The following is a 14116-nucleotide window of genomic DNA, read 5'->3' as shown; positions in this document are numbered from 1 at the left end:
TCGCCGCGTGAGACGCCCGGAGAGGGCACCAACTACAGTCTCGCCCTGACAATTGGCGCCAACAGTGCCCTCTCTCTCTCGTCTCCTGCCTCAAAAGGCAGTAGCGCAACAGGCCCACAAGGGGAGAAAGAAGAAGACGCTACTTCCTCGCCAGCGCCGCCGCGAGCGTCACCGCCAGCCAGCCCGCGATCATCACCGTTCCGCCGGTCGGCGCCGCCATCGGAAACAGCCCGTGCCCGGCATATTGCCGCAAGGTGAGGTCGCCGGCGAACAGCGCGGCGCCGATCACGAAGCCGAACGCGGCGATGAGGCCAATTCCGCCGTGCAGAAGGCCGCGCGCGAGCAGGGCGATGGCTGCAAGTATGGCAGTGGCATGAAACAGCAGCATGGCGCTCGCCGAGGCGAGCCGGCTCGCGTCCGCGCCATGGGCGGAGGCGGCGGCCAGTGCGACGCCGGCGGCGCCCATCAAGCCGGCAAGCCCAATCAGCAGGCGGTGCGCCACCATTACGAGGTCCGCTCTTCCAGCAGCTTCGCCATCGCGGCGCGCAGGCTCTCCATGCCGGTCGAGCTCCGCGACGAGGTCGCGAGCACGTTGGGGAACGCGGCCGGATGTTTTGCCAGCGCAGCTTCGGTCTCGGTGATGCGCGACTGCAGCTCGGAGGCCTTCACCTGGTCGGCCTTGGTCAGCACGATCTGGTAGCTGACGGCGGAGCGGTCGAGCGTCTTGAGCACTTCGAGGTCGACGTCCTTCAGGCCATGCCGCGAATCGATCAACACGTAGACGCGCGCGAGCGAGGCGCGGCCGAGCAGGAATGTGTGGATCAGCTCGGTCCAGGACGCGACCTGGCTCTTCGGTGCCTTGGCGTAGCCGTAGCCGGGCATGTCGACGAGGCGCAGGTCAGTCTTCCCGGGGACCTCGAAGAAGATCAGCTCCTGGGTGCGGCCCGGCGTATGCGAGGTGCGCGCCAGCGCGTTGCGCCCGGTGAGCGCGTTGATCAGGCTGGACTTGCCGACATTGGAGCGGCCGGCAAAGGCGACCTCGAGTCCGGCCATCGGCGGCAGCGTCTGGATCGAGGGCGAGGCCCAGATGAACTGCCAGTCGCGCGCGAACAGCTTTCGCCCGGCCTCGATCAGCTTCGCATCTTTGTCGTCGGTCTTATCGTTCATCCGACCGCTCTATCCTCTCGTCCCGGCCATCCACGTCTTGCTACTGAGCGAGCTTCCAAAACGTGGATGCCCGGGACAAGCCCGGGCATGACGACTTGGAAGCATTGTGCCCGCATGACGTGAGCGGGCACCTGCCGGACGCCTACGTCGCCTTCTTCGCGAACGTCGCCTTGAGATTGTCGAATAATTCCACCTTCACGCCGTTGCGGCGCATGATGAAGCTCTGCTGGAGCACCGAGAGCAGATTGTTCCAGGCCCAGTAGATCACGAGGCCCGCCGGGAAGCCCGCCAGCATGAAGGTGAAGATCAGCGGCATCCAGTTGAAGATGATCTGCTGCGTCGGATCCGGCGGCGTCGGGTTGAGCTTCATCTGGAACCACATCGTGATGCCCATGATGATCGGCCAGATGCCGAGCGCGAGGTAATGGCCGAACACAGGCAGCGTGGTCGGATCGAACGGGATCAGGCCGAACAGCGTGAACAGGTTGGTCGGATCCGGCGCGGAGAGGTCCTTGATCCAGCCGTAGAACGGCGCGTGCCGCATCTCGATGGTGACGAACAGCACCTTGTAGAGCGAGAAGAACACGGGGATCTGGATCACCACGGGAAGACAGCCGGCGACCGGATTGATCTTCTCCTTGCGGTAGATCTCCATCATCTCCTGCTGCTGCTTCACCTTGTCGTCGGGATAGCGCTCCTTGAGCGCCTGCAGCTGCGGCTGGATCGACTTCATCTTCGCCATCGAGGCGTAGGACTTGTTCGCCAGCGGGAAGAACAAGAGCTTCACGATCACGGTCACGAGCAGGATCGAGATGCCGAAATTGCCGAAGAAGCGGTAGAAGAAGTCGAGGCCGAGGAACATCGGCTTGGTGATGAAGTAGAACCAGCCCCAGTCGATCAACAGATCGAAATGGTTCAGCCCCAGCTCCTTGTTGTAGCCGCCGAGGCCGGCGAACGGGAACACGCCGACGACGCCGGCTTCCTTGGCGCCGGCGAACAGCCGCGCGTTCGCCGTCGTCGTGCCGCCGATCGCGACGGTCTGCTCGCTTTGCAGATAGTCGGTCTGGTATCGGGTCTGGGTGCCGGGTTCGGCGACGAAGCTGGCTTTGAGCGTCGCTGACGTGTCGGGAAGGAGTGCGGACGCCCAATATTTGTCGGTAATGCCGAGCCAGGCATTGGTGACGTTGTTGAATTCGAATCCGTGTCCTCCGCCGGCGCGGATCGCAGGCGCTTCGGTCACGGCCTTATAGGCCTTCTCCTGCAAGCCTTGGTCGCCCAGGTAACCGATCAGGCCTTCGTGCAGGATGTAGTAGCCCGAGACCTGCGGCGTGCCGTGGCGTGAGATCAGCGCGTAGGGATAGAGCTTGACCGGTGCGTTGCCGACGTTGCTCGCCTCGTCCTTGATGCTGAAGAGGTAGTGGTCGTCGATCGTAATGGTGCGGCGGAAGGTGAGGCCTTCACCATTGTCGTATTTCAGCACGACCGGCGTGGACGGCGTCAGGCTGTTGGTGCCCTCCTGCTGCCAATCGGTGGTCCGGTCGGGCACCTTTGCGCCACCTGCCCCGGCCACCCAGCCAAACTCGGCGTAATAGGGCTCCGCGGTGCCCGACGGCGAATAGAGGATGATCGGCGGCGACTTCGGATCGACCGTTTCGCGATACTGCACCAGCGCAAGATCGTCGATGCGCGCGCCCTTCAAGGCAATGCTGCCGGTCAAGCGGGGCGTCTCGATCTTGATGCGGGGGGAGGCCGCAATCGCGGCCTCGCGGCTCATGGTCGGCTGAGCCGGCTGGTTGGCGGCAGGGGGAGCGGAGGGCGCGCCTGTGCTGCCCGGCTGCGGGGGTGCGCCCGGCGTTGCCGACGCCGTCGGCTGCGGCGTGGTCTTCTGGAGCTCGGCCGCCTGCTGCTGGGCGCGCTGCTTCTCCATCGCCGGCACGTTGTAGAAATACTGCCAGGCGATCAGCACCAGGCCCGACAGAATGACGGCGAGGATGGTATTGCGATTGTCGGTCATCACTATGGTCTCGTCATCAATCCGGTTTGCGGCTGGCAGCTGGGGCGGGGCCCGGCCGTCGGCCGCGTCCCTTTTGCGGTCCCTGGGCCGTATGCCGCACGGGCTTCGTGAACGCTATGCGCAGATCGTCGAGCATGGTCGTGAAGTCGCGCGAGAGCGCGTCCCGTCGTCCGACCAGCACATAATCATGATGGGGCTGCATCGACACCGGATCGAGCCGCTTCACCAGTTCGCGAAGCCGGCGCCGGATACGATTGCGCTCGGGGGCGTTGCCGTTCTTTTTGGTAACGGTGAAGCCGATCCGGATCGGGCCGCTGTCGTCGCGGCCAAGGCTTCGGCGGTCAAGGCTTTGCAGGACGAACGCGGGACTATTCGCCCGCGCGCCATTGGCAACGGCGAGGAAATCCGCTCGCTGCCTCAGCCGATCCATGATGAAATCCCAAAAAGGGGGTCCGGCTCAGGCGCTCAGACGCTTGCGGCCGCGGGCGCGGCGGGCGGCGAGAACCTTGCGGCCGCCGGCAGTCGCGAGACGAGCACGGAAGCCGTGACGGCGCTTGCGCACCAGTTTGCTGGGTTGATAAGTCCGCTTCACGGGTTTTTCTCCGCTGACCGGGCAATTTGCCTGTAGAATTGATAGGAAAGTCCGGAAGATGCGGCCCCAAACGGGCCATTTTCGGCCCCAGAAGAGCCGCTCCCGGCGTCAAACCGGGTCATCGCGGACAATTTGCGCGGCTTATAAGGGAGCGACTTGTTTTCGTCAACGCCGCACAAGCGCTCGATTCCGGTGAATATCACTGTTTGTGCGGGGTTTTTAACCCCAGAGGTAGCAACTCGCCATATCAGCGCTTACATCCCACCTTGGGAGATTAGCGATCCGTAATTTGACCGGACCCAGGGGCGGGCCGCATCCTTCACCCGCCAAATCCTTAGACCGGCCCAAAGGCACCGAGGGCGAATTTCGTGGCAGCGACAGACCTCCAGCCGATCCAGACGACGGATCAGCCGGACCAGCCGGCGACGCGGCCGCGTGGGCCCGCGGGGCTCGGGCTGTCGGGCAAGCTGCTGCTGCTCACCGTTCCCCTGGTGATGATCGCCGCCGTCCTGCTCTACGTGCCCGCCATCGCCAACTTCTGGGTCAACCGGCTGAACGACCGGGTGGCGGCGGCCAACACGGCGGCGCTGGTGCTGGATGCCGCGCCGCTCGGCATGGTCCCCGATTCGCTGTCGCGCCAGATCCTGAAAAGCATCAATGCCCGTGCCGTCGCCATCAAGATGGGCCAGCAGCGCCGGCTGCTCGCCAGCGACAACATTCCGGCCGCCATCGAGCATGACATCGACCTGCGCGACATGACGGCCTGGGAGGCGATCACCGGCTCGTTCCGGATGATGCTGGAGACCGGCAACCAGGCCATCCGCATCGTCGGGCCGGGCGTCGGCACCGCGCAGTTCATCGAGATCGTCACCGACGAGCTGCCGCTGCGGCAGCAGATGTACCGCTTCTCCCGCAACGTCGTGGTGGTCGCCCTGATCATCGCGGTGCTGACCGCGGGCCTCGTCTATCTCGCGCTCCATTATCTCTTCGTGCGCCCGATGCGGCGGCTGACTGCGAGCCTGGTCGGCTTCCACGAAAACCCCGAGAGTTCGGCGCGGATCATCGTGCCGAGCCAGCGCAGCGACGAGATCGGGGTCGCCGAGCGCGAATTGTCCGACATGCAGCGCGATCTGATGTCGATGCTGAACCAGAAGAGCCGGCTAGCCGCGCTCGGCCTCGCGGTGTCCAAGATCAACCACGATCTGCGCAATCTGCTCGCTTCGGCCCAGCTTTTGTCCGACCAGCTCGCCAGCGTGCCGGATCCGCGGGTGCAGCGCTTTGCGCCGAAACTCGTGCGCTCGCTCGAGCGCGCCATCGCCTTCTGCCAGTCGACATTGTCCTACGGCCGCGCCCAGGAAGCCGCGCCCGACCGCCGCATGATCCTGATCGAGCCTGTGGTGCTGGAGGTGCGGGAGACCGCGGGCCTCGCGTCCGATGCTGCAATCGTCTGGGTCGCGGCGATCGAGCGCGGGCTCGCGATCGATGCCGATCCCGACCAGCTGTTCCGCGTGCTGCTCAACCTCGTTCGCAACGCCGCCCAGGCCCTGGAAAGTCATGCGTCGGGTGACGGCGGTGCGCAGCAGATCCGGATCACGGGAAAACGCGAGGGTGCCGTCGCCATCCTGGAGGTCTCCGACACCGGCCCCGGCGTGCCCCAGAAGACGCGTGACCATCTGTTCGAGGCGTTCCAGACCTCCGGGCGCCCCGGCGGCAGCGGCCTTGGTCTCGCGATTGCCGCCGAGCTGGTCCGCGCCCATGGCGGCGACATTCATCTGGTCGAAGGCACCATCGGCGCCACATTCCGGATCGTCATCCCCGACCGCCCCGTGGAACTGCTCTCCATCCGCAACGAGCGGGCGAGGGCGTAGTCGGCCAGCGGCCGAGCCAACCGTCATTCCGGGGCGGCGCAAAGCGCCGAACCCGGAATCCAGAGGTTTTAGGCACGAGATTCCGGGTTCTCGCTTCGCGAGCCCCGGAATGACCGGAGGCAAACCGTCGTCTCCATGCAAAATCTCCCCATCCCGGACCTTGCCAACGCCGACAAGAGCGGTTAGTCAGAGCGCTCTTTCGCACCCCCTCCGGCTTCGCTGGGGGCTGCCTGCGGGCCCAAGCCCGCGCTGTTTGCGAAAAACGCGCCCGTAGCTCAGCTGGATAGAGCATCAGACTACGAATCTGAGGGTCGGACGTTCGAATCGTTCCGGGCGCGCCATTTCGTTACAAAAACAAAACTGGCACTCCAAAACCCGCCGTTTGCGCTTTCAGCGGCGACGAGCGCCAATCCCCGCATCCCCGTCGACCCGATCTAGCCCTCTGTCGCCCTTGCCGCCTGTTCCAAACTCGCCCGCGCGATCACGCGGTGGAACGGCGCGATCACCGCCAGGTACGTCCGCCCCAGCCGGTTATGGCAATGCACGACCGTCACCACGACGAGCTCCCGGCCGCCCGCCGCGCCCGTGCGCAGCAGGATCGCGACTCGGAAGTCGAGATGCCGGTCGTCCTCGCCGACCACCAACTCGCCCGCACTCTGCGACAGCAGCGGAAAGAAGCCGATCACCGGCCCCCGCGTCGCCGCGGCAGCACCGACCGCGCGAGACGATTTGACGCCGACTGTCGCCATCATCACATCGCGCACCCGCGTCAGCGCGCGAATCCACCACGCCTGCCGCTCGAACCCGGCGCGCGCCAGCACTTCGAGATCGTCGTTGGCCCCCACCGGCAACTGAATCGCGTACGCATCCAGCAGGTCCGCGCCCACATAACGCGGCGCCAGGGCGCTGTCGGACGGCACGGGTACCGCATGGGCTCTAGACATATCGCCAGCTTTTCCTGAAGTGCATCAGCCGCGAGGGGTGAAGGCAAACAAGTTGCCGGAAGATGCTGCGCGCCGTGCCGTCGTGTAAGGCCCAACGTCAGCGTCCGAAACGAACGCGTCGATTGCCTCCATCCTCCGCCTGCTATCGCAGGAGCCGCCATGATCGAACTTCGGCATGCTCTATGACCGCCTCCGGATGAAGGGCAACAACCTGAAATCGCTGTTGCAGCAGGTTGCTTTAAGCAACCAGGCCACAATAGCGCGGAGTCCGTTGAGGGGCAAACCGCGCCTCATAGACGCTGCGCGGCAAGCGCGTTGGCCAGCAGCTTCTGCAAGCCAAATCTGTGAAAAGGAGTAATGCAGGACAAGTAGCATTGCCCGAACTTGTTGTGAGCCATGCAAAGAGTAGACACCACGGCGCTTGGCCTGGTGCCGTCGTGTACCTTCATGACCGAGAGCCTGAAATCCATATGCTTGTTGTCCCGGCCGGCAACGAGTTCGTCCGAGCCCAGAAAAAAGATGGGCCATGGTCCGATCTTTTCGCCGACAGAGTAGTGGGCTCTCCTTTCCACCTTCATGATCTCCGACGTGGTCGGCACCTCCAGACCGGCCAAAGCTGCGGCCCTGTTGCGCGCAATCAGCATCAGATTCATCCAGCCGGGCCGCTCCGCGAAAATTGCGAAGAAGATTTCAACGACACTAAGGTCCGAGCGGCTCAGGGGTACACGGTAAGCGTCACGAAAATCAGCACGTTCGATCAAGTCGTTGCCCAATACGCTGTGGCGGGGCACGTCGCATTCGACGACATTCATAACTGCCCTCCGGGCACCCGGGCCCTCGTCCCTGTCGGGACTCGACCCTCGCCTGTCCGCAGGATGTTTTCCATCAAAGGCATAGCTCCCATGCACTGATCCGGTCAGACCGCACGCGCCATGATGTATAGCGGAAAATCGCAGGGCGTCGCGGACTCGCAGATCTTGGCGCATGGCGGGTGCGGCATCATAGTGCCAAGGCGAAGCAATCGTGCCCATCTTCATCGGCCGTGGCGTGCCATTTCGGCTTCGTATGCCGCCAATGAATTGTGGCCCTCGCTGCGCTCGCCGTGGCTTACGGGATCCTTGCCACGACGTTGGGCCGGTTCTGTTTGAGCCAGGCGACGGCCTCGGGTCCATCGACGACACATTCGAAGGTTTCCCAGGTCGGGTCCTCCAGCGATTCCAACTGCAGTCGCTTCACAGCGTATTCAACGAGGTCGTGCAAGCCTTCGTAGCCTCGTCGGTGCTCGAGGGATTCTGCGATCGCCAAGCTGGTCCATCCGCGTCGGGCCAAATCGATGATGCTCGGAGCGTCAGCCTCGCTGAACCACGGCGTGGCATCGAACTCGATGCAGCGGACATTGTCGGCGGTATGGCAAGTGGCGTGGATCATTGGCTTCCTCCGTTCTGCGCTAGCATTGCACGTCTCGCATCGCGGCCTCGCACGCCCTCAGGCTTTGACCAGGTCCCCCAGCAGGTTCGCCGCCACCATCAGCTTGGCGAGCGTCAGGCCGCCGGCGGCAATCTCTTCGACCGCACGGCGGATGCGCGTCGCCTCGGGATGAGCTGCAAGCCAGGTCTCCGCCGCCTGCTGACCGGATTGGCCGATGGTCAGCATGTCTGCAGCCAGGCGTCTTTCGGCTGCCGCGATCAGCTCGACGGCGCGGTCGATGGCCATGCGCTCGAAATGATCGCTGGCCGGCACGCTGCGCGCGGCGGCGGTGATGCGGTCGAGACGGAAATTGGCTTCGGCGGCAAAGAACGTCGCGGTGGCATCGCCGATGCTGCGGCCGGTGCGCTCGGCGACCGTCACGATATCAGGCGCCGAGACCAGGGCGTCGAGGTCGGCCAGCTCGCCGGCGAGTCCGGTCGGCACGCCGGCACCGGTCAGGTCCTGCCGGCGCTTGCTGCGTGCGGCCTGCAAGTCCGGTGGCAGGGCGTCGTCGAGCGAGGCTGCGACCTCGCGGACGGCAGGGCCAAACCGGGCGATCACTGCGCTGAGACCATCCCTGAAGTCGACATTGCGCACATACCAGACCATGCGGGAGAGCAGGAGATCCTGGATCGCCGCGTAGAGGCTGAGCTGCAACTGTCCGTCGATGCCGGTGTCGAGCGCGTCGATCGCGTCATTGAGTCGCCTGAGCTCGTAGATCGAGTCCACCGCCACCTGGGCCATGACGATGGTCGAGATATCGGCGTCGGTCTCGTCGGTCAGGCGTACGATGCAGGCCGGGCCCCCGCGGTTGATCACGGCATTGACCAGACTGGTCGCGATGATCTCGCGACGGAGTCGATGGAGCTCGACCGCGGCCGGGAATTTGTCGAGAACCTCGCGCGGAAAATACAGGGACAGTCTGCGGGCGAGATAAGGATCATCAGGCACACCGGTTTCGAGCAGGTCACTGTAGAGCGTCAGCTTGGCGTAGGCGAGCAGCACGGCAAGCTCGGGCCGTGTCAGGGACTGCCCGCGCCTGGTCCGTTCGGCGATCGCGGCGTCGTCAGGCAGGAATTCGACGGCGCGGCTGAGCAGGCTGCGTTGCTCGAGCGACTGCATCAGGCGCGTGAGGAAGCCGGTCTCGGCCATGCCCTTGCGTTCGGCGAGCGAGACCGCCAGCGTCTGCAGATAGTTGTTGCGCAGGACCAGCGCACCGACTTCGCCGGTCATCGCGGCAAGCAGGGTGTTGCGATCAGCCGGGCTGAGGCGTCCCTCGCGCTCGGGGCGCGCCAATGCGATCTTGATGTTGACCTCGACGTCGGACGTATTCACGCCGGCCGAATTGTCGATCGCGTCGGTGTTGAGCTTGACGCCCTTCTGCGCCGCTTCGATGCGCCCGCGCTGGGTGACGCCGAGATTGGCGCCTTCGCCGATCACCCTGGCGCGAACGTCGGTCCCGCTGATGCGGATCGGATCGTTGGCGCGGTCGCCGGCCTGATCGTCGCTCTCCGCCGACGACCGGACATAGGTGCCGATGCCGCCGAACCATAACAGGTCCGCGCGCGCCTTCAGGATCGCCGTCATCACCTCGAAGGGCGTGGCCTGCTCCTTGTCGAGATCGAGCAGGGTGCGCACTTCCGGCGCGAGCGGGATCGCCTTGAGCGAGCGCGAGAACACGCCGCCGCCCTGCGAGATCAGCGATTTGTTGTAGTCCTGCCAGCTAGATCGCGGCAGGTCGAACAGGCGCTTGCGCTCAGTGAAGCTGGTCGCCGGGTCAGGGGAGGGATCGATGAAGATGTCGCGGTGATCGAACGCCGCAACGAGCTTCGTCGCCGGCGAGAGCAGCATGCCGTTGCCGAAGACGTCGCCTGACATGTCCCCGACGCCGACCACGGTGAAGGGCATGGCCTGAATGTCGGTGCCGAGCTCGCGGAAGTGGCGCTTGACCGCCTCCCAGGCGCCGCGCGCCGTGATCCCCATCTTCTTGTGGTCGTAGCCCTGGCTGCCGCCGGAGGCGAAGGCATCGCCGAGCCAATGGTTCTTCTCGGCCGAGATCGCGTTGGCGATGTCGGAGAAGGTGGCGGTGCCCTTGTCGGCGGCGACGACCAGATAGGGATCGTCGCCGTCATGCCGCACGGTCAAGTCGGGCGGCACCACGATGTCGCCGTCGAGATTGTCGGTGAGTTCGAGCAGCGAGCGCACGAAGATGCGATAGGCTTCGGTGCCTTCCGCGAGCCACGCCTCGCGATCGGAGGGCGGCGGCAGGCGCTTGGGCACGAAGCCGCCCTTGGCGCCGACCGGCACGATCACGGCGTTCTTGACTTGCTGTGCTTTCACGAGGCCGAGGATCTCGGTGCGGAAATCCTGCGGCCGATCGGACCAGCGCAAGCCACCGCGCGCAACCTTGCCGAAGCGCAGGTGAATGCCTTCGACACGCGGTGAATAGACGAAAATCTCGTAGAGCGGTCGGGGAGGGGGCAGATCCTCGATCTTGCGCGCGTCGAACTTGAAGGAGATCACCGGGCGCGGATGTCCGTCGGGGCCGAGCTGCCACAAATTGGTGCGGATGGTCGACTGCACCAGATTGGTGAAACGGCGCAGGATGCGGTCTTCATCGAGCGAGGCTACGGATTTGAGCTGCTCCTCGATCTCGGCAAGAAGGGTTATCTCGCGCGCCGAACGCTCGCGATCGGTCAGGACGAGGCGCGGATCGCGGCGGGCCTGGAACAGCGCGACGAGGTTTGCCGTGATCGCGGCGTTCTTGCGCAAGGTCTCCCACATATAGTCCTGGGTGAACGGTGCGCGGATCTGGTGCAAATAGCGCGACAGCGCCCGGATGGTCGAGATTTCCCGCCAGCCCAGGGCCGTGCGCAGGATCAAGGCATTGTACCCGTCGGATTCGGCGCGATCGGTGACCACCGCCATGATCGAGGCCTCCAGGCGATGGCTGAAGTCCCGGCTGATCTCGATCGGCTGGCCGTCGCTGGTCTCGATCGTCATGTCGTGCAGCCAGACCGGCTCGGGCCTGTTGCCGGGCACGATCTGATAGGTGCGTTCGTTGACCACGCGCAGGCCGTGATTTTCGATCACCGGCACGCGGTAGGACAGCGACAGCGGCGCGGCATCCGAAAACACCCTGAGGCCGAAGCGCCTGGGATCATCCTCCTCGAAGCGGTGAACCGAAATCGTCACCGGGCGGGCCGGTGTGAGCTTCTCGATGGTGGCGATATCGGCGATCGCCTGTTCTGCCGTGGAAGCCTCGGTATAGCCGCCGCTGAAGGCCTGGGCATAGCGATTTGCGAGCATGCGCGCCCGCATGCCGTCGGTCGACGCAGCCAGCGCCGCCTTCAGCTTGTCGGCCCAGGTCGCGGCAATGGCGCTGATCCCGGCTTCCAGCGTGGCGCGCTCGACGGCGGGGGTCTTACCTTCATAGCGTCCGACGATGTAGTGGACGCGCGCCAATGCTCCTTCGGGGAAGGACACGTAGGAGGCCGACAGTGCCCCCTTGTAGCTCTGCGAGAGGAAGGCGCCGACGCGCATGCGCACGTCGGTGTCGTATTTGTCGCGCGGAATGAAAACGAGGATGGAAACGAAGCGATCGAACTTGTCGACCCGCGCCAGCGCCCGGACGCGGGGGCGCTCATAGAGGATCAGGACCTCCATGACGAAATCGAAGAGGGTATCGACGTCGATCTGGAAAAGTTCGTCGCGCGGATATTCCTCGAGAATATGCTGGAGAGCCTTGCCGGAATGGCTGTTCGGGTCGAAGCCGGCGCGCTGGAGCACCCGCGCTACCTTGTGGCGAACATAGGGGATCTGTCGTGCCGAGCGCGTATAGGCACCCGAGGTGAACAGGCCGACGACTCGCAATTCACCCTCGAGCCGGCCGTCGGGCGTATAGAGCTTGATGCCGACATAATCCATCCGGATGCGGCGATGAACGCGGCTGCTCACATTGGCCTTGATGACGATGAGCAGGGTCGGCTCGTGCATGAACTCACGAATCTCCGGCGTCATCACCACCATTTCGCTGCCGCGGCGCAGGACCTTCACATCGGGATCGCGGAGGATGCCGAGGCCTTCGGCGGTCGTGATGTCGTCCGACGCATCGCGGCCGGGCAAGAAGCGGTATTCGCGCACGCCGAGAAAGGTGAAATTGTCCGCGCACAGCCATTGCAGGAACTGGTTGGCCTCGGCGACCTCGTCGATCGGAAGCGGCGGCGGATTGGACGCGAACGTCTTGACCGCGTCCTCGACGCGGTCGCGCATGGCGCGCCAGTCCGCGACGCAGGCGCGCACGTCGCTCAACGTCCTGGTGAGGCCGTCGATCAGCCTCTCGCGGTCCGCGTCGGCGTCCAGGCGGGTGATGTGGAGGTGAATCAGACTCTCTCGCGCGCCCTTTGCCCCTTCCGGCAGTGCCTCGCCATAGAAGCGCAGGAGCTTGCCCTGGTCATCGCGCTCCACCGCGACGATGGGGTGAGCGACGAGGGCGACTTCGATGCCCTGCTCGGTGAGCTCCGCCATGGTGGAATCGAACAGGAAGGGCATGTTGTCGTTGAGGATCTCGAGCACGGAGATCTCGCGCCCGTCCGGCATCATCGGATTGACGACGCGGATATCGGCACGCCCCGCCGTGCGCCGCTGCACGTGCTCCCAGGCTTGCTCCGCCAGGAAGGCGAGCGAGGAGGCATCGTGACTGGCGAGATCCTCGACATTGGTGAAGGCGAACAAAAGCTCGGCAAAGCTTCGGGGGGCCTTGCCCGGCTGCACGCTTCCTGCTGCCTCGTGGATCAGAGTTGCCCGGGCCTTGTCGTCACGCCATGCCATAGCGTCCTCCATGTCCCAGCCGACGAGCCGCAATTACGGTCGGGCATTGTTCTTGGAGTGCGCCTCTTCGAGCGCATCTTCTTGACCGCGTTTCAATCGCCTCGGCGGAATCTACGGTCTGGCGGCTTCGACGATATTAGCATTCCGCAGCCGTCATGGCGCGTGGAGTTGTGAGGCGCGCTTTGGGGGTGGAAAATCGGTGCCGACGACCATCGCGCCGTTGGGTGCCCTGCAAAATGACGAGGAATTTCAATCGTGTATGAGTTCGTGATTTTATTCTGAATGGCGCGCCATTTCGATAGTATGCATGTCCCATGCGCATGATCGATCGTCTGTTCCCCTGCCTCGTCCTGTTCCTTGCCATCGCAGCCGTCCCGGTGCTTCCCGTGCACGCTGCCGAAACCTGCCCGTTCATCAGCGCCAAGGAGCTCGCCGGCGCGATGCCGGCGCTCAAATGGTCCCTGATTTCAAATCAGGACGGCCGCGGCTGCATCTACCAGGCGGGGCGCGGCGACACGATGATGCTGACCGTGTTCCGCAATCCCGACAAGGACCGCGCCAGGGAATTGTACGCGACCTTCGTCAAGACGCTTGCCGAGCGCATGCCGCTTAACGCAGTCGCGGGGATCGGCGAAGAAGGCCAGGGCGGAACGAGCGCCGCCGGCGCAGAACGCCAGGAGGCCTCGGTCGTCGCCGTGTCCGGCGATTACATTGTGCAGGTCAGCGTCTATCCGATCGGCCGGCGTGCCGACGGCGCGCTGCTCGGACCGCTCACCGAGGTCGCGCGCGTTGCCATCGGCAACGTGGGCAAGAGCAGCGAGCGGTTCGGCGATTGCGAGTGGCTCACGGCCGCGGATGCCGACGGCTTTCTCGACAAGAGCACGCTGACGGTGCAGCGGACCGGCGCCGGCAGCTGCATGATGTTCGATCGCGAGGCCAACACCATGACCGTCGCGGTGATCGACATCTCGCGCGCCACCGTCGTCAGCATGATGAAACGCACCGGCCCGTGCCAGCACGTGGCGATCCCCGAGCTCGGCAGTGAGGCGTTCGGCGAGCATTCCTGCACCAAGGGCAACGGCAATGCCGTCAACATCTTTGTCTGGAAGAACGGCCGGCAGGCCTCGATCCTGTTCGCGCCGGTCAAGCCGCATCCGGAGTCCGGCTCGGTCGAGCGCCTGAAGGCGGTCGCCGGGCGCGTCTATGGGAAATTGTAGCGGCGCTGCGTGATAGC

Annotated in this window: 11 protein-coding genes and 1 tRNA gene; 3 read left to right on the top strand and 9 right to left on the bottom strand. The window is 64.7% G+C overall.

What is annotated here, in order from left to right; all coding sequences use genetic code 11:
- Positions 1 to 139: 139 nt before the first annotated feature.
- The 5 genes from RAD15_RS29665 to rpmH all read right to left on the bottom strand — a co-directional run bounded on the left by RAD15_RS29665 (position 140) and on the right by rpmH (position 3773).
- On the bottom strand, positions 140 to 505 hold the full coding sequence (locus RAD15_RS29665) for a DUF423 domain-containing protein (protein ID WP_458181757.1): 366 nt from the start codon (positions 503 to 505) through the stop codon (positions 140 to 142).
- A complete protein-coding gene (yihA, locus tag RAD15_RS29660) occupies positions 505 to 1167 on the bottom strand; it encodes a ribosome biogenesis GTP-binding protein YihA/YsxC (protein ID WP_458181756.1) in 663 nt (220 codons plus the stop codon). The genes RAD15_RS29665 and yihA overlap by 1 nt, the downstream gene beginning before the upstream one ends.
- A 142-nt stretch (positions 1168 to 1309) precedes the next feature.
- Entirely contained in the window at positions 1310 to 3181 is a 1872-nt protein-coding gene (gene yidC / locus RAD15_RS29655; RefSeq protein WP_458181755.1) for a membrane protein insertase YidC, read from the bottom strand.
- A 16-nt stretch (positions 3182 to 3197) separates the two neighbouring features.
- A complete protein-coding gene (gene rnpA, locus RAD15_RS29650) occupies positions 3198 to 3611 on the bottom strand; it encodes a ribonuclease P protein component (protein ID WP_458181754.1) in 414 nt (137 codons plus the stop codon).
- A 27-nt stretch (positions 3612 to 3638) separates the two neighbouring features.
- A complete protein-coding gene (gene rpmH / locus RAD15_RS29645) occupies positions 3639 to 3773 on the bottom strand; it encodes a 50S ribosomal protein L34 (protein ID WP_008542748.1) in 135 nt (44 codons plus the stop codon).
- A gap of 368 nt (positions 3774 to 4141) precedes the next feature.
- On the opposite strand from rpmH, the gene RAD15_RS29640 reads away from it, so the two are divergent.
- Positions 4142 to 5641, top strand: coding sequence for an ATP-binding protein (locus RAD15_RS29640; protein ID WP_458181753.1), 1500 nt, complete (start codon positions 4142 to 4144; stop codon positions 5639 to 5641).
- Between the two features lie 264 nt (positions 5642 to 5905).
- A tRNA-Arg gene (locus tag RAD15_RS29635) sits at positions 5906 to 5982 on the top strand.
- A 93-nt stretch (positions 5983 to 6075) separates the two neighbouring features.
- Here the strand turns inward: RAD15_RS29635 and RAD15_RS29630 are convergent.
- From RAD15_RS29630 to RAD15_RS29615, 4 genes are all read right to left on the bottom strand, one after another.
- Positions 6076 to 6561 carry a DUF2867 domain-containing protein gene (locus RAD15_RS29630; RefSeq protein ID WP_458181752.1) on the bottom strand — a complete coding sequence of 162 codons (486 nt, stop codon included), beginning with the start codon at positions 6559 to 6561 and terminating at the stop codon, positions 6076 to 6078.
- A gap of 314 nt (positions 6562 to 6875) precedes the next feature.
- The gene (locus RAD15_RS29625; protein WP_458181751.1) at positions 6876 to 7397 is read right to left on the bottom strand and encodes a DUF2867 domain-containing protein; all 522 of its coding nucleotides are present in this window, start codon (positions 7395 to 7397) and stop codon (positions 6876 to 6878) included.
- Between the two features lie 295 nt (positions 7398 to 7692).
- Positions 7693 to 8013: a hypothetical protein gene (locus RAD15_RS29620; RefSeq protein ID WP_458181750.1), complete on the bottom strand. Its 321-nt coding sequence runs from the start codon at positions 8011 to 8013 to the stop codon at positions 7693 to 7695.
- 57 nt (positions 8014 to 8070) lie between these two features.
- A complete protein-coding gene (locus RAD15_RS29615; protein ID WP_458181749.1) occupies positions 8071 to 12894 on the bottom strand; it encodes an NAD-glutamate dehydrogenase in 4824 nt (1607 codons plus the stop codon).
- Between the two features lie 302 nt (positions 12895 to 13196).
- Here RAD15_RS29615 and RAD15_RS29610 point away from each other — a divergent pair, with 302 nt between their 5' ends.
- Positions 13197 to 14099: a hypothetical protein gene (locus RAD15_RS29610; RefSeq protein ID WP_458181748.1), complete on the top strand. Its 903-nt coding sequence runs from the start codon at positions 13197 to 13199 to the stop codon at positions 14097 to 14099.
- Positions 14100 to 14116: the final 17 nt, after the last annotated feature.

Source organism: Bradyrhizobium sp. 14AA (assembly GCF_054185205.1).
The sequence above is the reverse complement of the archived record's forward strand: the minus strand, read 5'-3'. Positions and strand labels throughout refer to the sequence as shown.

Bases quoted from the DNA above. Each gene is read 5' to 3' on its own strand.
- RAD15_RS29665 (WP_458181757.1), bottom strand. From the start codon at position 505: ATGGTGGCGCACCGCCTGCTGATTGGGCTTGCCGGCTTGATGGGCGCC.
- RAD15_RS29625 (WP_458181751.1), bottom strand. From the start codon at position 7,397: ATGAATGTCGTCGAATGCGACGTGCCCCGCCACAGCGTATTGGGCAAC.
- yidC (WP_458181755.1), bottom strand. From the start codon at position 3,181: ATGACCGACAATCGCAATACCATCCTCGCCGTCATTCTGTCGGGCCTG.
- RAD15_RS29610 (WP_458181748.1), top strand. From the start codon at position 13,197: ATGCGCATGATCGATCGTCTGTTCCCCTGCCTCGTCCTGTTCCTTGCC.
- RAD15_RS29615 (WP_458181749.1), bottom strand. From the start codon at position 12,894: ATGGAGGACGCTATGGCATGGCGTGACGACAAGGCCCGGGCAACTCTG.
- rnpA (WP_458181754.1), bottom strand. From the start codon at position 3,611: ATGGATCGGCTGAGGCAGCGAGCGGATTTCCTCGCCGTTGCCAATGGC.
- yihA (WP_458181756.1), bottom strand. From the start codon at position 1,167: ATGAACGATAAGACCGACGACAAAGATGCGAAGCTGATCGAGGCCGGG.
- RAD15_RS29620 (WP_458181750.1), bottom strand. From the start codon at position 8,013: ATGATCCACGCCACTTGCCATACCGCCGACAATGTCCGCTGCATCGAG.